Here is a 20,563-nt window from a genome sequence, read left to right as displayed (position 1 = left end):
GACAGTGCCCCAGCCCAGACCCACTGAAGGAATCAGGTAGACCCGTGCCGCACCGCACCTCCCGCTCCGTCCCCGACCACGGCGACTGGGCGGTCCCGTACCAGCCCGCCGACGTGGCCGACCTGGACCCCGCCACGGCCGACCAGCGGGGCGGGATACCGAAACCGCCGATGGAAGAGGCCGTGTACCGGCTCGTCGAGGTCGAGGGCCCGATCCACCGGCAGGTGCTCGTGCGGCACCTCGCGGAGCTGAGGTACGAACACCGGCCGACCCGGCGGAAGGCGTCGATCGAGGCAGCAGCCGACCGGCTCGTGGACGACGGACGCATCACCGAGACGGACGCGTTCCTCGACCTCCCCGGCCGGATCTGCACGCAGGCCCGGTGGCCCCTGCCCGGCCTGACCAAGCGGCCGGTCGAACACGTCGCCCCGGCCGAGCGGCGCCGCGCCCTGCTCGGCCTCGTCGAGGACCGGCCACACCGTCTCGGCGCTGAGCAGGCCGTCGCCGAAGCGGTGGCCTTCTTCGGCTGGACGACCCGGACCGGCGGCGCACAGGCCCGATTGATGGGCGATCTTTACCGGTTGCGCGACACGGGGGCGATCACCGGCTGGCCGGACGAACTGCAACCGGCCGGCGGTGAGTGAGGACGGGGACTGCCGGACCGGCCACTGAGCCCCAGAGCCGGCCAAGGTCCGCGCAGGCCGCACTCGCCCGGTTCGCAGGCCTGGTGAGGCCACAGGCCTGGTGAGGCCCCAGAACGCGCCTCACCAGGCCCCGGGATCTCTGACACGACCTTGCGCCCCGGCAAGCGGCACACCTGTGCTGGCCTACACCCCCCGGTCGTGCTCACGAACGTACGTGTAGCCACGCGGCAACTCGTGCGGCCCGGCCAGACCGGCCCTCTGATGATCTTCACGATAGGCGGCTCTCGCCTCCGCGCTGGCTCCTTTGCCGAGGTGACCGATGCGCATCAGATGTCCCGCGACGCGGTGGGCGCTCACGCTGTACGCGGCGCTTTCGTCATTGCGCAGGTCCTCGCGTTCAGCCGGCCGAAGCGTCGGGGTGTAGCAGAGCAGCCGCACCGGCGTCTCCCCGTGCCGTGCGGGGTAGTGCAGCATGCCCGCCTGGTTGACGCTGCCTCGTTCCCAGGTGAGGACGCCACGGGACAGGAGCCTCTCGACCGCTCCGTAGATCTTCTTCCTCGCCGGTCGTTCCTGCTGCGCGCGCTCGAGCGTGTTCCGGATCAGTGCCTCCCGCGGAAGCAGCGCCCGGCCCTTCTCGTCGAGGTACCCCAGCTCGCGCAGCGCGATCAGGACGAGTTCTTCCACCCGGTCCACGCGGGCGTCGAAAGCCGCCAGTTCGCGGGTCATGATGCGCGGGTCGTGGGCATAGCGGACGACGGTGCCACCGAAGACGACAGGCTCGTCCAGCGGGGTGTAGGCCAGGCGGAGCTTCTTCCAGGTGTCCCACCGCACCGACACGCGCGTGCCGGGAAGGACGAAGGGCTGCCACACCAGCCCCGTCAGAAGCGTCTCGCCGCCCCTCACCTGGAGCCTGACACCCGTCTGCTCGTCAAGCACCCGGATCCGGTGACGGCCCCGCAGAAACGTGAGGTCCAGCGGCTCGTGCGGGGCGGCCCGAGTGGCCATCTCGGCCGGTACGGGACATGTGCCGTGCAGCAGATGTTCCGCCCGGACGTAGAACTTCCACTCGACCGTGAGACCGGTGTTGACCACCGAGTGAGGAAGCCCACTGTCGAGTTCCTCGACAACGACCCGCTCGGGGTCGCCTGTCTCAGGGAGCGACGGCTGAACGTCCCCGACCGACGGGGACGAGGAGGCCCGAGGCAGCAGGTTCGTACTTCCCCGCGGTGCCTGATCTTGTTCCGGCGCCGACGCCTGCATGTTTCCGTAGCAGCCGTTGCAGAACAGGCCGTCACCGCGTACGGCGACGGAGCGTGCCGTCTTGGTCTGCGCGCACCGTGAACAGGTGAAGGAGACGACCGCCTCCAGCCGGACCAGTTGGATGTCACCATGAGGTGGGTGAGCTTTGGCGATCTTCTTGCCGAGAAGTCTCTCGCCGACCTTCATGGCAGCCGCCCCCCAGGTGCTCTGTCCTTGCAAAAGAGATGAGAAGCGTAAGGATCTTGATGTGGCCGGGCAAGGCTTTCGGTGTCCCTCGACCGCGATACGCGGCAAGTTGATCGGGCAATCAGGAGGGTGAACCGGCCGTCTGGAGGCTCTTCACGAACAGCCCGTCCAGCACCTCCCACTCGCTGGCCCGGTCCACCACCTCCACCGTGCGGCCGTCCAGCGTGGGCGTGGCCCGCGCGTCCTCGGCCGGCAGCAGCAGCCACAGGCCGTGCGGGGTGTCCGCGGGCCGCCGCGCCGACTGCTGCAGAGCCGCCAGCAGCTCCCTGCCGCCCGCCTCCCAGTACCGGGCGATCAGCCCGGCCTCGTGGACCAGCAGGACGGCGCGCGGCCCGGACCGCTCCGCGAGGTCCAGCACCCGCTGGCGGACCCGCTCGGCCGCCAGCCGCGTGTACGAGGCGAGCGCCGCGCCCAGCGTGCCGGTCGCCGCGTACTTGGCGTCCGCCTTCAGCAGCGCCTGCCAGCGCACCGACTGCTCCTCGGCCAGCTCCTTCAACGCGTCCAGGAACAGCCCGCTCAGCGACACGGCGGTGACCTCGTACCGCTCCGCCAGGGCCGGTGCGACCCCCGGCAGTTCCGCCCCCCTCAACGTGAGCGCCAGGAACCCACCCCGCCGCCGCGCGTCCGCCAGCCGGGCGGACAGCACCTCGCGCGGGTCCCGGCCCTCCGCGATGCTGCCCTGCGCGGCGGCGTACAGCGAGCCGGTGCTGGTCAGCACCGAGGAAGACAACGCCGGCCGGCTGGCCGTGCCGTCCTTCGGCCGCTGCGGGACGAAACGCCGCCGCTCCTGATCGTGGACCACCGGGAACCCGGCCTCGGTCAGCGCCTCGCCCAGCTCGACGTATGTCGTCTCGTCCAGCACGGCCAGGCCCGGGAACCTCGCCCGGACCCGGGACAGCAGGTCCGCGGTGGTGATCCCGGTCTCCGGGCGGACCCCCGCCGGCGCCTGCGAGATGCGCAGGGCACGCGCCAGCGACAGACCGAGCGGGAACAGCTCCAGCCGCGGGGACACCGCGACGTCCTGCGCCATCGAGGCGGCCAGCTCCACCAGCCGGGTGTCGGCGAGCGGGGGCATGCCGTCCGGGGCCGGCACCGCGCGCAGCTCCCGCAGTACGGTCGTCCGGCCGGGCAACGGGTCACGCCCGGCCAGTTCGGCCGCTCGCAGGCCCAACTCGGCCGCGTAGTCGGCGAGTTCCGCAGGCGTCGGCTCGTCGGCGCCCGGCTGGTCCTCCAGCGCGACGACGACCCGGCCGACCCGGCGCTGCACGGCAAGGCGGGCCGGCGGCTCTCCTTCGGTGCCGGGTTGTGCTTCGTCGGGGCGTCTGCGGATCTCCGTCTCGACGGCCGCCCGCACCACCGCCAGCGCCTTGGCCTGGGCCTCGGCCGGATCCTCGGTTCCGGCGCCGTGCCGGGCCCGCAGCTCCGACGCCAGTTCCCCGGCCGTCGAGACCCGGTCCCGGTCGGTCAGGATCGCCACCAGTTCGTCGCGGACCTTGCCCAGCCACGGCAGCCCCGCCCACTGCTCGACCGCGACCTGCACGTTCTGCGACACGGTCGGCTGGCTGATGCCCAGCGCCTGCGCTATCGCACTCTGCGCCGGCCACGGCTCCAGCGCCTCACCGGCCTCCAGCGCGCCCGGCAGTTGCAGCGTCGCACGGACGACGTCGGAGCGGGGCCGCGTACGGCGCTTGCCCTCCGGCGGCGTCAGACGCGCCGCCAGGGTGTCGACGGACTCCAGCACCTCCTCCGGCGCGTCCGGGGCGAGCGTCAGCGGCCTCTGCACGGTCGCGCGGCGGCGCAGCACCTGCGTCCACTGCCGGTGGCGGCGGTTCAGCTCCTTGCGGATCGCGTTGCCGGCGCCGCGCGCCCGCGCGATGTGGTGCGGCGGAATGTTGAGCAACTGCTCGACCGTGTGGGCCTTGAGGCTCTCGGCCACCGCCACGGCCCGCGGGGAAAGGCCCGCGGCGGCGAGCGGAGTCCGAAGACCCGCGGCCTCGGCGGCCTGCTCCCGTGCGTCCTCCAGATCCTCCGCACTCATGCCGACCGTCGCGGGAGTGGTGGCCGGACGCGCAGCGTCCGCGGTGCGGAAGACCTGCCGCCACGCCTCCTGCAACTGCCCCAGGCTGTCGTAGCGCTGCTCCACGTCCCGGTGCAGGGCCCGTTCGAAGAAGCCCTTCAGGCCCTCGCTGAGGGCGGAGGGGAACAGCTCGGCCGACACGTGCAGCTCCGCGTCGGGCACCATGCGCGGATCGCCCTGGCCGTCGCCCCACACCGGCCTCTCCCCGGACGCCATCTCGTGCAGGGTGACGGCGGCGGCGTACCACTCGGCGTGGTCGTCGTACCGCGAACGGCCGGCGCTGCCCAGGAACGGATCCAGATATGCCCGCGTGCCCGCGTGCAGGTCCTGGTCCGGCGCGTCGGCCAGGGAGAAGTCGAACAGCATGAGCTGCCAGGAGCCGTCGCTGCGCTTGAACAGGCCCAGGTTGTCGGGCTTGACGTCCCGGTGCCGCACCCCGCGCGCCGCCAGCGTGTCCAGGGCGTCGAACAGGTCGTTGCCGAATCGCTCCAACTGGTCGTAGCCGAGCGGGCCCTGGTCGCGCAGCCGCGAGCCCAGACTGACCGGCTCACGGTCGTCGGCCGCGCGGTAGCCACCCGCGTACTCGATCTCCAGGATGGTGTGGCCCGCGAGTTCGCGCGGCTCGGCGAGCAGTTTCACGATGCGCCCGCCGCCCACCTCCTTCAGCGCCTTCGCCTCCGCCAGGAGCCGGGCGTCCTTCTCCTGGTCCAGAGCGACCTTGAAGACACGGAGGGAGTCGTCGCCACCGCCGTCGGCGGTGCGGCGGACCAGCAGCGCGCGGGCCGTCGCACCGGTGCCGAGCACACGGACCACCGTCCAGGCGCCGTCCAGGGGCTGCCCCGGCTGCACCGTGAGGGGGTCGGCCTCCGGCCGGCCGGACGGCTGCGGGGCCGCCGCGTCCGACTCCGCGGCGGCCAGCAGGTCCAGGAACTCGTCGACGGATGCCGGACGGTCCCGCACATCGGCTGCCGTGGCCCGGAACACCAGGGCGTCCAGGGCGGCCGACACGGAGTCCGAGACCGCATAGGGGTGCAGCCCCTTGTCGCCCTGCAGCCGCTCCAGGAGGGAACTGCGGCGATCGGCGGGCGGGCGGCCGGTGAGCAGCAGGTAGGTGAGCGCGCCCAGGCCGAACACGTCCAGGTCGACGGGATCGGCGAACTCCTGGTCGGTCTCCGGCGCCAGGTACACCTGCGCCGTGTCCGCGATGAGGCCCGTGTCCAGGGGCGTGTCACCCAGCGAATGGAGGGTGGTCTCGAAGTCACGGGCCGCGGTCTGCCAGTCGGCGATGCGCAGCACCGGGTCGCTGCCGTCCTCGCGGGCCGAGACGTAGACCGACCGCGCCGACAGCGCCCGGTGGTAGAGGGACCGGTTGTGCGCGTAGCGCACCGCCTCGGCGAGCTGACGGACCAGATCGAGGCGGACCAGCGGGGTGAGCAGGCCGCCGTACGCGTCGAGGTAGGCGTCCAGCCGCAGGTCGGATTCCCGGTGGCGGAACAGGATGGCCGGTCCGCCCTGGTGCTCGCGGATCTGCACCGCCTGCACGATGCCGCGATGGTTGATGCCCTGGAGCACCTGGTACTCGCGGCGGGCCGCACGGTCCAGCTTCGCCCGCTGCTCGTCCGACGCGGCGGCGCCGGCCAGGTATATACGGACACGGCCGCTCTCCTGCACCAGCCCGTCGTCCCGCACGGCGAGCCGGTCCTCCCAGCCGGGACCCGCGTCCAGGGCCCGGGGGGCGAGCTTCCAGTCGTCGCCGAAACGCAGGTGGGCCGTCGAGTGGCTGATGCCCATCCGCTGCATGAGCTGTTCCAGACGCTGGCTGATCACCGGTGTGATCCGCCAGCTCTCCCGCTCCGGCGGACGGCCCAGCAGGTCGTCCCAGACCTTCGGCAGACCGCTCGCCCCGTCGTTGCGGCCGTAGACGGAGGTGCGCTGGAACTCGTCCAGCTCACTGACCAGACCCGGGTCGTGGAGGAAGACGGCGGGCTTGATGAAGGGAACCTGCCGCGGATCCATGCCGAGCGCGCGAGCCGCCCGCTCCAGCTGACCCTTCAGCTCCTTGGCCTTCAGATCGGTCAGGTGCAGCGGATTGCGGAGGGTGCGAACCCGGTCACCGTGGAACTGCCAGGTGTCACCGTGATTGACGACGCGTCCGGGATGCCCCTTCAGCTCGAGCAGGTACAGCCCACCGGGCACGGCGATCAGCACGTCGCACTCGTTGATGCGCCCGGAAGCTCCCGTGAACTGGAACGTCGCCCACGCCCGATAGGGCTCCGTCTTCGGCATCAGCGCCCGGAGGTGGTCCAGACCCTCCTGCTCCCACCGGAAGCCCGATCGCCGCGGCTGGAACCAGCGCTCCCGCGGAGCAGGCTCTGTCGGCTTGGGAACAGCGGGCACCGAGCACCTCCGGACGGAAACGGCACTGAACGACAGGGAGGGCCCCGGTCAGAGACACACGGAGCCGGCTCCACTGGGACAGACCGAGAATCCTAGTCGGCGCCTCCGACAATCCGTCCGTGCCGGTACGGGACAGACACGGCCCCCGCCCTGTGGATCACTTCCGCCGGAGCGGGGGCTTGCCCATATCCGGCGCCCGGCTCACCCGGATCACGGCTCAGACCGTGGTGCGGGTCACCGGGATCCGGAGCTGTGCGCCGGACTGCGCCGCGTCGTGCTCGGACGCGCGAGTATCCAGGACGGAGCGGGTGACCTTGATCGGGTCGATGAAGTCGGCCTTGACCCGCTCGGCCGGGGGACCGGCGAGACGCCTCCCGCAGCGTGGACAGTGGTCCGGCGTACGCATCGGGTACATGCCCATGGTTCAACGCCTGCCGGGACCCGAGGAGCGGCTCCGCTCGGAGGCGGCCCACCCGCTCACCCTGGCGGTGCCGGTGTCGCAGGCCAGGACCCGCCTGCCGCCGCCACCGGGAAGGAACCCTCGGCCGGGCCGGAGGGACGTGGTTCGACGTGAACGGTCCGGTCCGGGAAGCGGATGTCGACGGCCGCGGTCAGATAGTGGTCCCAGTCCACAAGTGCCTCCTGTGAAAGAAGACCCCCTTACCGGCCGTGCAGGGAGATCAGTGCTTTTCGCGGCAAGATTCCATGATCGTGGACGGACGCAGGGCGCTCGTGAAGATCTTCTCGGATGGCATACCCACCCGACCGGAGCGGGCACAGGATGTCGGGTGGGGCAGGGTCGGTCCTTCCTAACGTGGGTGATCGAAAGCGAAGGAGGCCGGAGTTGCTGGATCGGCTGAACCAGGCCATGGAGCACATCGAGGATCACCTCGACCAGCACATCGAGGCATCCGCGCTGGCCCGGATCACGGGCACGTCCGAGTACCACTTCCGGCGGCTGTTCTCGTCGTTGGCGGGGATGCCGCTGTCGGAGTACATCCGACGCCGGCGGCTCACCGTCGCGGGGGCGGAGGTGCTGGCCGGGGAACCGACCTTGCTGGAGATCGCGATCCGCTACGGCTACAGCTCGGGGGAGGCCTTCGCCCGGGCGTTCCGCGCCGTGCACGGCGTCGGTCCCGGCGAGGCCAGGCGTACCGGCGCGGCTCTGAACTCGCAGCCCCGGCTGTCCTTCCGCCTCACCGTCGAAGGGAACAGCACCATGCGGTACCGCATCGTGGAGAAGGAAGCATTCCGGGTCGTCGGCAGGAAGGCCCGGGTCCCGCTGATCCACCAGGGCGCCAACCCGCACATCGCCGAGCACATCCGGAGCATCCCACCGGAGACGATGCAGCGGATCGCCGGCCTCTCGGACCAGGACCCGGAGGGCGTGGTCTCGGCGACCGTGCGCCTGTCGGACGGCTTCGAGGAGGGCAGCGCACTCGACTACTACCACGCCGTGGCGACCAGTGCCGCCGATGTGCCCGAGGACCTCGACGTGCTGGACTGCCCGGCGGGCACCTGGGCCGTGTTCGAGAACACCGGGCCGTTCCCGCAGGCGCTGCAGCAGATGTGGGCCGACGTCGCGGCCCAGTGGATCCCGTCCAACCCGTACGAGTACCGTCCGGGACCGGAGATGCTGCGCACTCGCCCGACTCAGCACGACCCGGCGCAGTCCGACGCGCAGCTGTGGATCCCGGTGACCCGCACCACGGTCAAGCCGACGATCTGTTGATCGGAAAGAAACGGCCTGGTCGGCGCCTTCCCGACCCGCCCGTCCGCCCGTCCGACTCGTCCGACCCGTCCGCCCGTCCGACCCGTCCGCCCGTCCGACTCGTCCATCCGGCCGGGGGCGGACGACGCCCCCGCCCCGGCGGAAGCCGGAATTGCAGCGATCGACGGAGCGGGGGCCGTCCCCCTTCGCGGGCTGCTCGCCGAGTACCCCCGATTGCTCCACAGTCCCGCACGGTCGTACTGCCACCGGCTCTCGCGGATCCGTCCGTCCCGGAACCGGTGCCACTCGTCGAACCGGCTGGTCCGGCCGTCGATGAGCTGTACCAAGGCCATGGTGCCGCCTCCGGCCCCCCGGGTCCGGCCCGGTCGGACAGCACCGTTCTTCCGACCGGCCGCAACGGCAGCTACTGGGGGCCGTACTTGCGTCCGGTCTTGGAGGAGATCCCGCCCAGCAGCGCCCGGGGGGTGACCTTCACCAGGCCCATCAGCGCCTTGTAGCGCGGATCGGGGATCGACAGCGACTTCCCGTGCGCCAGGTCCGCCAGCGCCGCCGCGACGAGTTTGTCCGCGTCCAGCCACATCCAGTTCGGGATGTTGTCCGTGCCCATCCCGGCCCGCTGGTGGAACTCCGTGCGCACGAAGCCAGGGCACAGCGCCATCAGCCGTACGCCGCTGCCCGCCAGGTCCTTCGCCGCGCCCTGCGTGAACTGCACGACCCACGCCTTCGACGCCCCGTACGTCCCGCGCGGCACGAAGGCGGCCACCGAGGCGACGTTGACCACGCCGCCGCGCCCCCGCTCCCGCATCGCCTCCGCCGCCGCCGAGGTCAGTCGCAGCACCGCCTCGCAGTGCACCTTCAGCATCCTCAGCTCGTCCGCCATCGACACGTCGAGATAGCGGCCCTTGTTGCCGAAGCCGGCGTTGTTGATCAACAGGTCGACGGGGTTCTTGCGGTCGGACAGCCGCGCGGCCACCGTCTCGATGCCGTCGTCCGTGGCGAGGTCCGCGGTCAGCACCTCCGCCTCGATGCCGTGCCGGTCGTGCAGTTCGGTCGCCTGCTCGCGCAGCCGCTCGGTGTCGCGCGCCACGAGCACCAGGTCGTGCCCGTCGGCCGCCAGCCGACGTGCGAACGCGGCGCCGATGCCCGCGGTCGCTCCTGTGATCAGAGCCGTTGTCATGGCCCAAGCGTAGTTACCCGGACCGCGCGAGTCCGCTGTCTGCACAGGTCCCGGCGGTGGTGAAGCACCCGCGAAGAGAGCGGTATCTGACGGGTGATCAGGTCGGCTGTCGCGCGGTGTACTTCCGTACCGCCTCGGCCGCCTCCGGATGCAGCGCGTCCACGGCTGCCAACAGCCGCGGCAGCAAAGCCCGTTCGGTCGTCGCCGCACGGAACTGCAGGGCCACCGTCACGTCGTGTCCGGGCCGGTGCACGATCTCGACCGGATCACCGGCGCGGATCTCGCCGGGGTGTATCACCCGCAGATACGCCCCCGGCGCACCCTTGAGTGTGAACCGCTTCACCCACCCCTTCTCACCCATATGGCCCTGAAAGGTGCGGCACGGGATCCGTCCGCAGGTCACCTCCAGCACCACCTCCGGTCCGATTCTCCAGCGCTCGCCGATCAGCGCGCCGGACACGTCCAGGCCCAGGGTGGTGAGGTTCTCCCCGAACGCGCCGTTCGCCAACGACCGCCCCAGCTCGCGCTCCCAGCCGTCGAGGTCCTCGCGCGCCACCGCGTACACCGCCTGGTGGTCGCCGCCGTGGTGCCGCGTGTCGCACACCGCGTCCCCGGCGAGCCCGCTCGCCCCCACGCCCTTGGGCCCCGGCGCGGCCACCCGCACCGGCCCGTCCGCGGGCCGCTTGTCGATGCCGGTCAGCCCCTGCGGCTGGTCCGTGTAGGGCACGGGACGCGCGCGACCGACGTTGACGGACAGAAGCTCCATGGCCGCACGGTAGGGGAAGGGCGGTCAAAGCGTCGACGCATTATCCGGCGCCCGGCCAAAGGACCGCTTATCCTCGGCGGTGTGCTCGAGGCTCGTCATCTGCGCGTACTGCGCGCCGTCGCCACCACCGGCTCCTTCTCCGCCGCGGGGCGCGCACTGGGCTGCACCCAGCCCGCCGTCAGCCAGCAGATCAAGGCCCTGGAGGCGTCGGTCGGCACCCCGCTGCTCGTCCGCAGCGGGCGCGAGATGCGGCTGACCGAGGCCGGAGAGGCGCTCGTCCGGCACGCGGGCGGCATCCTCGCCGGGCTCACCGCCGCCGAGGAGGAGGTCGCCGCGATCGCCGGGCTGCGCGCCGGGCGCGTGCGGCTGGTGTCCTTCCCCAGCGGCAGCTCCACCCTCGTCCCGACGGCGCTCGCCGCCCTGCGCGCCGCGCATCCCGGCACCCGGGTCTTCCTGGAGGAGGCCGAGCCACCGAAGTCGGTGGAACTGCTGCGCCAGGGCGACTGCGACATCGCGCTCGCCTTCCGGTACGAGGGCGCGCCGGGCGGCGCGGAGGAGTGGGACGACCTCGTCGTACGGCCGCTGCTGACCGACCGGCTCGTCGGCCTGGTGCCGGAGCGGCACCGGCTCGCGGGCGCTGAGTCCGTCGGCATCGGCGAACTCGCCGCGGAGCCGTGGATCGCCGGCTGTCCGCGCTGCCGCGGGCAGTTGGTCGAGGTGTGCGAGAGCGCGGGATTCACCCCGCGCATCGACTTCGCCACCGACGACTATCCGGCGGTCGTCGGCCTGGTCGGCGCCGGCCTCGGCGTGGCCGTGCTGCCGCAGCTCGCGCTGGAGGCCGTACGGCCCCGGCACGCGCGCGTGCTGACGCTGGAGCCGGCCGTGCGGCGGGAGATCGTCGCGCTGACGCTGCCGGACCTGGCGCAGGTGCCGGCGGTGGCGGCCACGCTGGACCAGCTCGCGCACGCGACCGTGCGGTAGCCGGGGGACCGGTGGCCGGGGCGAGGCAGACGGGGCTTCCGGGGCCGGGGCGGGGCAGCCGGGGGTTCCGGGGTCGGGGCGGCACGGCCGGGGATTTCGGGGTCGGGGCGGGGCAGCCGGGGGTTCCGGTGGCCGGGGCGAGCCACCGGGGGACAGAGGGATGGGCACGCGTGCGCGTACCCATCGTGTCTTGCAGAAACGTTCCTTCAGTTGTTCGAGACGCTGTCCCCACCGGCCGCCGAAGCCGATACCAGCCGGTTGCGCGCCCTTCCCATGAGCTCTTCGCGCTCGTCCTCGGTCAGGCCGCCCCACACGCCGTACGGCTCACGCACGGCCAGCGCGTGCGCCGCGCACTGCGCGCGGACCGGGCACCTCATACAGACCTCCTTGGCCGAGTTCTCACGAGCGCTCCGGGCCGCACCGCGCTCACCCTCCGGGTGGAAGAAGAGCGAGCTGTCCACCCCGCGGCAGGCGGCCAGGAGCTGCCAGTCCCACAGGTCCGCGTTCGGTCCGGGAAGGCGGGAGAAATCTGCCATTACATGACCCCTTGTAGCCGTTCTGAGCGGATACGGTGGCGATGACCGCACAACTACGATCTAAGGAGATGAAAATATGACTCATTGCGAATCTAGCCGCAGACACCTGTAGATGGGAAGAAAAGGGTCCGAATGGGGCATGCCTCGCAGCGAAACGTGGTGCGTCCCCCGCTCATGTCTCCATCGTGTCCGGCCCCTCACGTAGAGTGCCGAAAATGGCACACGGCCCCGTAACTCTTTCGAGTGACCGTCGTTGAGAAGGCGGAGGCGGTTGGCATCGCAAGTGCTCGGGCAGGCGTCCGAGCGGGTCGACCGCACAGGTGACGATTCGTACCAGCCTGGAGGCTCAAGGTGACGTGCATCAGCTGCGGAGGGCGGCCATGACATCCGTCCTCGTCTGCGACGACTCCCCGCTCGCCCGAGAGGCGCTCCGCCGCGCGGTCGCGACCGTGCCCGGCGTCGAGCGCGTGACGACCGCGGCCAACGGCGAGGAAGTCCTCCGCCGCTGGGGCGCCGACCGCTCGGACCTGATCCTGATGGACGTGCGCATGCCCGGACTGGGCGGCGTCGAGACCGTGCGTCGGCTGCTGTCCGCCGACCCCGGCGCACGCATCATCATGCTCACCGTGGCCGAGGACCTGGACGGCGTGGCCCTCGCGGTCGCCGCCGGCGCCCGGGGCTACCTGCACAAGGACGCCTCGCGCGCGGAGCTGCGCGCCACCGTCACGCAGGCCCTCGCCGACCCGACCTGGCGTCTGGCCCCCCGCCGCCTGCGCTCCGCCGAGATGGGCGCCGCGCCCACCCTCACCGCGCGTGAGATCCAGGTGCTGGAAGGCATGAGCCACGGCCGGTCCAACGCGGAGATCGGCCGCGAGCTGTTCCTCTCCGAGGACACCGTCAAGACGCATGCGCGTCGGCTGTTCAAGAAGCTCGGCGCCTCGGACCGGGCACACGCCGTGGCGCTCGGCTTCCGGTGGGGTCTGGTCCGTTAGGACACCCCGTGCGCGGACACCACTTGCGCGGAAGCCCCATGCGGAGCAGTTCCGAGCGCGGACGCCTCGTGCGCGGACGCCTCGTGCGCGGACACGCCGTGCGCGGACGCCTCGTGCGCAGCGGCGGGGGCACGGACACCCCCGCCTGCCGCCGGGCGGGCGGGGCGCGGCGATCCGAGGGGAGTCCGGACGCGCGGCACGCGCCCGCACCTCCCCGAAACCGCCGCGCGGAGGCGACCGCCGGGTGCCCGCTGCTCGTTTCGGCGCGGATGCCGCATCCTTGAGATGTGGAGTCTTCCGGGGACGAGTCGGTCGAGCGGAAGGGGAGGGCGCAGGGGATGAGTGCCGGCGCACCTGCTCATAACGCTTCGGTGCACAACATCGGGCGCGGTGTCACGGACCGCACGGCCGCAAGGCACCATGGACCGATGCGCGAGGACGAGGCGGCGGGCGCCGCGGGGGCGATCGGTGCGCTCGTCCACCGCGCCGTCGACGGGGACGAGCAGGCCACGCACGACCTGCTCGCCCATGTCCACCCGCTGGCCCTGCGCTACTGCCGCACCCGGCTGTCCCGCCTGCCCGGCGACGCGCGCCACTTCGTCGAGGACCTCGCGCAGGAAGTCTGCGTCGCCGTCCTCCTCGCCCTGCCGCGCTACAAGGACACCGGGCGTCCCTTCGAGGCGTTCGTCTTCGCCATCGCCGCCCACAAGGTCGCCGACCTGCAGCGGGCGGCCATGCGGCACCCCGGTTCGACGGCCGTCCCGTCCGACGAGATGCCGGAGCGCCCGGACGACTCGCTGGGCCCCGAGGAGCGCGCGCTGCTCAGCAGCGACGCCGAATGGGCCAAGAAACTGCTGGCCAACCTGCCCGAGAACCAGCGGGAGCTGCTGCTGCTGCGCATCGCGGTGGGTCTCACGGCCGAGGAGACCGGCCAGATGTTGGGAATGTCACCCGGGGCCGTGCGCGTCGCGCAGCACCGGGCGCTGAGCCGGCTGCGCGCCCTCGCCGAGCAGTAGGCCTCCCTCAGTTGAACAGGCGGTGCGCCGCTTCCGCAGGAACATGCGAGCCAGTTCCGTAGGAACATACGAACATCCGAAGCCCGCACAGGCCTCAAACCGTGGAATGGGACAGCCGCGCTTCCCGTTAGCATGGACATCCGCACCGAGCAAGGCCATTTGGGGAAGGTGTCATGACTGCCAACGTCGACGGAGTGCCCGGAAAATTCGCGACACTCGGGCTGACCTACGACGACGTGCTGCTGCTGCCGGGCCCGTCGGACATGGCACCCGACGAGATCGACACCGCCTCGTACGTCTCCAAGAACGTGCGGGTGAACATCCCGCTGCTGTCCGCCGCCATGGACAAGGTCACCGAATCGCGCATGGCGATCGCGATGGCCCGCCAGGGCGGTGTCGGCGTCCTGCACCGCAACCTCTCCATCGAGGACCAGGCCAACCAGGTCGACCTGGTGAAGCGCTCGGAGTCCGGCATGGTGGCCGACCCGATCACGGTGCACCCGGACGCCACCCTCGCCGAGGCCGACGCGCTGTGCGCCAAGTTCCGCATCAGCGGCGTGCCCGTCACGGACGGCAACAAGAAGCTGCTCGGCATCGTCACCAACCGCGACATGGCCTTCGAGAACGACCGCACGCGCCAGGTCCGCGAGGTCATGACGCCGATGCCGCTGGTCACCGGCAAGGTCGGCATCTCCGGCGTCGAGGCCATGGAGCTGCTGCGCAAGCACAAGATCGAGAAGCTGCCGCTGGTCGACGACGAGGGCGTGCTCAAGGGCCTGATCACCGTCAAGGACTTCGTCAAGGCGGAGAAGTACCCGAACGCCGCCAAGGACGCCGAGGGCCGGCTGCTGGTCGGCGCCGCGGTCGGCGTGGCCGGTGACGCCTTCGAGCGCGCCCAGGCGCTGATCGAGGCGGGCGTCGACTTCATCGTCGTCGACACCGCGCACGGCCACTCCCGGCTGGTCGGCGACATGATCGCCAAGATCAAGTCGAACTCCTCCGTCGATGTCATCGGCGGCAACGTCGCCACCCGCGACGGCGCCCAGGCCCTCGTCGACGCGGGCGCCGACGCCATCAAGGTCGGCGTCGGCCCCGGCTCCATCTGTACGACCCGCGTCGTCGCCGGCATCGGCGTCCCGCAGGTCACGGCCATCTACGAGGCCGCGCTCGCCGCGAAGGACGCCGGCGTGCCGGTCATCGGCGACGGCGGCCTGCAGTACTCCGGCGACATCGCCAAGGCCCTGGTCGCGGGCGCCGACACGGTGATGCTGGGCTCGCTGCTCGCGGGCTGCGAGGAGTCGCCGGGCGAGCTGCTGTTCATCAACGGCAAGCAGTTCAAGTCCTACCGCGGCATGGGCTCGCTGGGCGCCATGCAGTCCCGCGGCGACCGCAAGTCGTTCTCCAAGGACCGCTACTTCCAGGAGGGCGTCGCCTCCGACGAGCAGCTGATCCCCGAGGGCATCGAGGGCCAGGTGCCCTACCGCGGCCCGCTCTCCTCGGTCGTGCACCAGCTGGTCGGCGGCCTGCGCCAGTCGATGTTCTACGTCGGCGGCCGGACGGTCCCGGAGCTGCAGGCCAGGGGCAAGTTCGTGCGGATCACCTCGGCGGGCCTGAAGGAGAGCCACCCGCACGACATCCAGATGACGGTCGAGGCGCCGAACTACGGCAGCAGGGTGTGACGCACGCGCACACGTGAGGCACACCGAGGGCGGTCCCGGAACATCCGGGGCCGCCCTTGTCGTGCCCGTCGGCGATACTGGAAGACGCTGCAACGCATCAGGGAAAGGCCACAGACGTGACTGAGATCGAGATCGGGCGCGGCAAGCGCGGCCGCCGGGCGTACGCCTTCGACGACATCGCCGTCGTCCCCAGCCGCCGTACGCGGGACCCGAAGGAGGTCTCGATCGCCTGGCAGATCGACGCCTACCGCTTCGAGCTGCCCTTCCTGGCCGCCCCCATGGACTCGGTCGTCTCGCCGGCCACCGCGATCCGTATCGGCGAGCTCGGCGGCCTCGGTGTGCTCAACCTCGAGGGCCTGTGGACGCGGTACGAGGACCCGCAGCCGCTGCTCGACGAGATCGCCGGGCTGGACGCCGACGCGGCGACCCGCCGCCTGCAGGAGATCTACGCGGCCCCCATCAAGGAGGAGCTGATCGGCGCGCGCATCAAGGAGGTGCGCGACTCGGGCGTGGTCACCGCGGCCGCGCTCTCCCCGCAGCGCACCGCGCAGTTCTCCAAGGCGGTCGTCGACGCGGGCGTGGACATCTTCGTCATCCGCGGCACCACGGTCTCGGCGGAGCACGTCTCCAGCGCGGCCGAGCCGCTGAACCTGAAGCAGTTCATCTACGAACTCGACGTGCCGGTGATCGTCGGCGGCTGCGCCACGTACACGGCGGCCCTGCACCTGATGCGCTCGGGTGCCGCGGGCGTGCTGGTCGGCTTCGGCGGCGGGGCCGCGCACACCACGCGCAACGTGCTGGGAATCCAGGTCCCGATGGCGACGGCGGTCGCGGACGTGGCCGCCGCCCGCCGCGACTACATGGACGAGTCCGGCGGCCGGTACGTGCACGTGATCGCGGACGGCGGCGTCGGCTGGTCCGGCGACCTGCCCAAGGCCATCGCCTGCGGCGCCGACGCGGTGATGATGGGCTCCCCGCTGGCCCGCGCGACGGACGCGCCCGGCAAGGGCCACCACTGGGGCATGGAGGCGGTCAACGAGGAACTGCCGCGCGGCAAGAAGGTCGACCTGGGCACGGTCGGCACCATCGAGGAGGTCCTGACGGGCCCGTCGCACACCCCCGACGGCTCGATGAACTTCTTCGGCGCGCTGCGCCGGGCCATGGCGACGACCGGCTACAGCGAGCTGAAGGAGTTCCAGCGCGTCGAGGTGACGGTGGCGGACTCGCAGCACAGGCGGTAAGCCGTAGGACGCCGAGGGGGCCGGTCGGACGACCGGCCCCCTTTCGTATGCCCCGGGGCCTGCGTGCGGCGCCTGGCGTGAAGCGGGGGCGCGCGGTTGCGTTCGCGGCGGATATCGGCTGGTCAGCCGGTTCGCGAGCGATAACGTCCGTATCGGCGCCCCAGGTTGCTGAAGCGCCCCCTTCCCAGGACTTGGTTCCGGACCCCGCTCCTCGGGGCCCGGCCCGATTTCCGACGGACCGTCCACCGGGCTACTGGGCGGTGTCGTGGAAGGGGGCGCCCATGGGACGTCACCGCAAGCCGACCCGCTGGGACCGGATCCGTCTTCGGACGGTGCAGTGCCGGAGGAGGTGGATCTTGCGGATTTTCGGACGGTGAGCGGCCGCCCCCACACAACCTAGGGGCGGACACTCCGTGCACCATCCAGGAGCCTGCCGCAGCAGCCACTGCGGTGGGCTCCGCCTGTTCACAGGCTAGCGGCGCGGTGACCGGCGTGCCAGCTGCCCCGGACGCACGGCCGTCGGTGCGCGCCCCCCTTCACAACCGGTGCGCCGCCCCCGTGGGTGTCGCCCCCCGGGTGTCCAGCAGCAGTTGCGCCTTCACCGACAGGCCCTGCAGGTCGTACGTGCGGTGCTGCTGGAGCAGGATCGTCAGGTCGGCGTCGGCGGCGGCCTCGTAGAGGGAGTCCGCGCGCGGGACCGGGCGGTCGAGGACGTTCCAGGACGGGACGTGCGGGTCGTGGTAGCTGACGAGGGCGCCGAGCTCCATCAGGCGTACGGCGACCTCCCGGGCGGGGGTGGCCTGCTGGTCGGCGAGGTCGGGCTTGTAGGTGACGCCCAGCAGCAGCACGCGCGCGCCCCGGGCCGACTTGCCGTGCTCGTTGAGGAGGGCGGCGGCGCGCTGGACGACGTAACGGGGCATCTGGGTGTTGACCTGCTGGGCGAGTTCGACCATGCGCAGGGTGCGGCCCGCGTGCCCGGCCAGGTCCTGCGGGACGGCGTGGCCGCCGACGCCGGGCCCGGGGCGGAAGGTGTGGAAGCCGAACGGCTTGGTCTCCGCGCAGCGCACGACGTCCCACAGGTCGACGCCCAGGTCGTGGCAGAGCACGGCCATCTCATTGACCAGGGCGATGTTGACGTGCCGGAAGTTGGTCTCCAGCAGCTGCACGGTCTCCGCCTCGCGGGGGCCGCGCGCGCGTACCACCTTGTCGGTGAGGCGGCCGTAGAACGCGGCGGCCGACTCGGTGCAGGCCGGGGTCAGGCCGCCGATCACCTTGGGAGTGTTGGCCGGGGTGTGGTCGCGGTTGCCGGGATCCACCCGGGTGGGCGAGTAGGCGAGGTGGAAGTCGCGGCCGGCGCACAGCCCGGAGCCCTCTTCGAGGAGCGGGCGCAGGAAGTCCTCCGTGGTACCGGGGGGCACCGGTGACTCCAGGATCACGGTGGTGTGCGGGCGCAGGCGCGCCGCCAGCACCCGGGCCGCCGCCTCGACCTGGCCGAGGTCGAGGCGGCCGTCCGTGCCGCGCGGGGTCGGCGCGCAGATGACGGCGGTGCGGACGCGCTCCAGTTCGGCGGGTCCGGAGGCGTGCCGGAAGCCCCCCGCGAGCATCCGGCGCAGCTCGGCGGGGCTGAGGGAGCCGGCTTCGGGTCCGGTGCGGTAACCGAGCGTGGGGATGCCGGCGGCGACGGCCGCCTGGGCCAGGGGCAGGCCGTAGGGGCCGAGTCCGATGACGGCGAGATCTGCGGGCATGGCGTGGGCCGTCCTTCCCAGTAACCGACGCGGGACAGGTGCGCAAGCCCTGAGGACAGAACGGGCGAGCGCAATGTCAGACTAGGAGTAAATATGACCGATATGCGGCATTGGTCGTCTGTGTTTTCCGGCGGGCCGTGAAGGCTGTCGCCAGGTTGGGGGGTGAGCGGTTGTCCACAGGCTGGGGGTGAGTGGTTGTCCACAGGCTGGGGCGCGTGGTGGCTGAAGCAGGGCGAGCCGGTCAGAATTTGGGCATGAGGGTAAGGAACCGGGCTTCGCCCACCGGGTGCGGCCTGCGCGACCGATAGCGGGAGAGCGGGAGGCAGCGGTGAGGACAGCGACTCTGGGACCGGCACAGCGCGCCGAGTCACTGGCGGCGATGACCGAGCGAGAACTGGACGTGCTGGTGGTGGGCGGCGGCGTGGTCGGCGCGGGCACCGCTCTGGACGCTGTGACGCGCGGCCTGTCGACGGGCCTGGCCGAGGCACGCGACTGGGCGTCGGGCACCTCCAGCAGGTCCAGCAAGCTGATCCACGGCGGCCTGCGCTACCTGGAGATGCTCGACTTCACGCTCGTCCGCGAGGCCCTGAAGGAACGCGGGCTGCTGCTGGAGCGGCTCGCCCCGCACCTCGTGAAACCGGTGCCGTTCCTGTACCCCCTGCAACGCCAGGGCTGGGAGCGCCTGTACGCCGGGTCGGGCGTCGCGCTCTACGACGCCATGTCGATGACCCGCGGCCACGACCGGGGACTGCCGATGCACCGTCACCTGAGTCGCCGTCACGCACTCCGGGTGGCACCGGCGCTGAAGGCGTCCGCCCTCGTCGGGGCCCTGCAGTACTACGACGCCCAGGTCGACGACGCCCGCTTCGTGACGACGCTGGTGCGCACCGCCGCGTCGTACGGCGCGAAGGTCGCCAACCGCGCCCGCGTGACGGGCTTCCTGCGCGAGGGCGAACGGGTCGTCGGCGCGCGCGTGCAGGACGTCGAGGCGGGCGGCGAGTACGAGGTGCGCGCGCAGCAGATAGTCAACGCCACGGGCGTGTGGACCGACGACACCCAGGCCATGGTGGGGGAGCGCGGCCAGTTCCACGTCCGGGCCTCCAAGGGCATCCACCTCGTCGTGCCCAAGGACCGCATCCACTCCTCGACGGGGCTGATCCTGCGCACCGAGAAGTCGGTGCTGTTCGTCATCCCGTGGGGCCGGCACTGGATCATCGGCACCACGGACACCGACTGGGACCTCGACAAGGCGCACCCGGCCGCGTCCAGCGCGGACATCGACTACCTGCTGGAGCACGTCAACTCGGTGCTCGCGGTACCGCTCACCCGCGACGACGTGGAGGGCGTGTACGCCGGTCTGCGCCCGCTGCTGGCGGGCGAGTCGGCGGCCACCAGCAAGCTGTCGCGGGAGCACACCGTGGCGCACCCGGTGCCCGGGCTCGTGGTGGTGGCGGGCGGCAAGTACACCACGTACCGGGTGATGGCCAAGGACGCGGTGGACGCTGCGGTGCACGGCCTCGACCTGCGGGTCGCCGAGAGCGTGACGGAGGACGTTCCCCTGCTGGGGGCGGAGGGCTACCGGGCGCTGTGGAACGCGCGGGCGCGGATCGCCGCCCGGACCGGCCTGCACGTGGCGCGCGTGGAACATCTGCTGAACCGGTTCGGCACCATGGCGGAGGAGGTCTTCGACCTGGTCGCCGCCGACGCCTCGCTGGGCCGGCCCCTGCAGGGCGCCGACGACTATCTGCGTGCCGAGGTCGTGTACGCCGCCTCGCACGAGGGCGCCCGGCACCTGGACGACGTGCTGACGCGGCGCACCCGCATCTCGATAGAGACGTTCGACCGGGGCACGCGCTGCGCCCGTGAGGCCGCCGAACTGATGGCGCCGGTGCTGGGCTGGGACAAGGACCACGTCGAACGCGAGGTCGCGCACTACGAGAAGCGGGTGGAGGCCGAGCGGGAGTCGCAGCGGCAGCCGGACGACCTGACGGCGGACGCGGCGCGGCTGGGGGCGCCGGACATCGTGCCGTTGTGACGGCGGTCGGAGCGACCGGTGGGGCGGTGCGGCCGACGG

The 20,563-nt window shown here is 71.8% G+C and carries 15 protein-coding genes; 8 read left to right on the top strand and 7 right to left on the bottom strand.

All coding sequences use genetic code 11. From position 1 onward, the window contains the following. The first annotated feature begins 44 nt into the window (after nt 1-44). Nucleotides 45-644 (top strand): hypothetical protein, encoded by a 600-nt coding sequence (locus VKA29_RS29895; protein WP_324789121.1) that lies wholly within the window; start codon nt 45-47, stop codon nt 642-644. Nucleotides 645-827: 183 nt separating this feature from the next. Here VKA29_RS29895 and VKA29_RS29890 read toward each other — a convergent pair whose 3' ends face one another. The 3 genes from VKA29_RS29890 to VKA29_RS29880 all read right to left on the bottom strand — a co-directional run bounded on the left by VKA29_RS29890 (nt 828) and on the right by VKA29_RS29880 (nt 7,045). Next, the gene (locus tag VKA29_RS29890) at nt 828-2,090 is read right to left on the bottom strand and encodes a hypothetical protein (RefSeq protein WP_324789120.1); all 1,263 of its coding nucleotides are present in this window, start codon (nt 2,088-2,090) and stop codon (nt 828-830) included. Nucleotides 2,091-2,211: 121 nt separating this feature from the next. Then, nucleotides 2,212-6,624 carry a BREX system serine/threonine kinase PglW gene (gene pglW / locus VKA29_RS29885; RefSeq protein WP_324789119.1) on the bottom strand — a complete coding sequence of 1,471 codons (4,413 nt, stop codon included), beginning with the start codon at nt 6,622-6,624 and terminating at the stop codon, nt 2,212-2,214. Nucleotides 6,625-6,841: 217 nt separating this feature from the next. After that, nucleotides 6,842-7,045: a hypothetical protein gene (locus tag VKA29_RS29880; RefSeq protein WP_324789118.1), complete on the bottom strand. Its 204-nt coding sequence runs from the start codon at nt 7,043-7,045 to the stop codon at nt 6,842-6,844. A gap of 423 nt (nt 7,046-7,468) precedes the next feature. Between VKA29_RS29880 and VKA29_RS29875 the strand changes: the two genes are divergently transcribed. After that, the gene (locus VKA29_RS29875) at nt 7,469-8,356 is read left to right on the top strand and encodes an AraC family transcriptional regulator (protein ID WP_324789117.1); all 888 of its coding nucleotides are present in this window, start codon (nt 7,469-7,471) and stop codon (nt 8,354-8,356) included. Between the two features lie 403 nt (nt 8,357-8,759). Here the strand turns inward: VKA29_RS29875 and VKA29_RS29870 are convergent, their stop codons facing one another. Both VKA29_RS29870 and VKA29_RS29865 read right to left on the bottom strand, forming a co-directional pair. After that, nucleotides 8,760-9,533, bottom strand: a complete 774-nt coding sequence (locus tag VKA29_RS29870) for an SDR family oxidoreductase (protein WP_324789116.1) — start codon at nt 9,531-9,533, stop codon at nt 8,760-8,762. A 97-nt stretch (nt 9,534-9,630) separates the two neighbouring features. Beyond that, nucleotides 9,631-10,299 (bottom strand): MOSC domain-containing protein, encoded by a 669-nt coding sequence (locus VKA29_RS29865; RefSeq protein WP_324789115.1) that lies wholly within the window; start codon nt 10,297-10,299, stop codon nt 9,631-9,633. An 81-nt stretch (nt 10,300-10,380) separates the two neighbouring features. Between VKA29_RS29865 and VKA29_RS29860 the strand changes: the two genes are divergently transcribed. After that, nucleotides 10,381-11,280: a LysR family transcriptional regulator gene (locus tag VKA29_RS29860; RefSeq protein ID WP_324789114.1), complete on the top strand. Its 900-nt coding sequence runs from the start codon at nt 10,381-10,383 to the stop codon at nt 11,278-11,280. 206 nt (nt 11,281-11,486) lie between these two features. On the opposite strand, the gene VKA29_RS29855 is transcribed toward VKA29_RS29860, so the two are convergent. Continuing rightward, nucleotides 11,487-11,816 (bottom strand): WhiB family transcriptional regulator, encoded by a 330-nt coding sequence (locus VKA29_RS29855; RefSeq protein WP_324789113.1) that lies wholly within the window; start codon nt 11,814-11,816, stop codon nt 11,487-11,489. A gap of 380 nt (nt 11,817-12,196) precedes the next feature. Between VKA29_RS29855 and VKA29_RS29850 the strand changes: the two genes are divergently transcribed. From VKA29_RS29850 to VKA29_RS29835, 4 genes are all read left to right on the top strand, one after another. Next, nucleotides 12,197-12,808 (top strand): response regulator transcription factor, encoded by a 612-nt coding sequence (locus VKA29_RS29850; RefSeq protein ID WP_003948568.1) that lies wholly within the window; start codon nt 12,197-12,199, stop codon nt 12,806-12,808. A 428-nt stretch (nt 12,809-13,236) separates the two neighbouring features. After that, nucleotides 13,237-13,824 (top strand): sigma-70 family RNA polymerase sigma factor, encoded by a 588-nt coding sequence (locus VKA29_RS29845; protein ID WP_108013267.1) that lies wholly within the window; start codon nt 13,237-13,239, stop codon nt 13,822-13,824. A 173-nt stretch (nt 13,825-13,997) separates the two neighbouring features. Next, entirely contained in the window at nt 13,998-15,503 is a 1,506-nt protein-coding gene (guaB, locus tag VKA29_RS29840; protein WP_324789112.1) for an IMP dehydrogenase, read from the top strand. Nucleotides 15,504-15,619: 116 nt separating this feature from the next. Next, the gene (locus VKA29_RS29835; RefSeq protein WP_324789111.1) at nt 15,620-16,744 is read left to right on the top strand and encodes a GuaB3 family IMP dehydrogenase-related protein; all 1,125 of its coding nucleotides are present in this window, start codon (nt 15,620-15,622) and stop codon (nt 16,742-16,744) included. Nucleotides 16,745-17,280: 536 nt separating this feature from the next. Here VKA29_RS29835 and VKA29_RS29830 read toward each other — a convergent pair. Next, entirely contained in the window at nt 17,281-18,489 is a 1,209-nt protein-coding gene (locus tag VKA29_RS29830; protein WP_324789110.1) for a nucleotide sugar dehydrogenase, read from the bottom strand. A 328-nt stretch (nt 18,490-18,817) separates the two neighbouring features. On the opposite strand from VKA29_RS29830, the gene VKA29_RS29825 reads away from it, so the two are divergent. Beyond that, on the top strand, nt 18,818-20,524 hold the full coding sequence (locus tag VKA29_RS29825) for a glycerol-3-phosphate dehydrogenase/oxidase (protein WP_324789109.1): 1,707 nt from the start codon (nt 18,818-18,820) through the stop codon (nt 20,522-20,524). Nucleotides 20,525-20,563 lie beyond the last annotated feature (39 nt).

The sequence above is a fragment of the Streptomyces sp. H51 genome (assembly GCF_035656535.1).
Lineage (GTDB): Bacteria > Actinomycetota > Actinomycetes > Streptomycetales > Streptomycetaceae > Streptomyces.
This window is presented reverse-complemented; position numbering and strand designations above follow the sequence as displayed.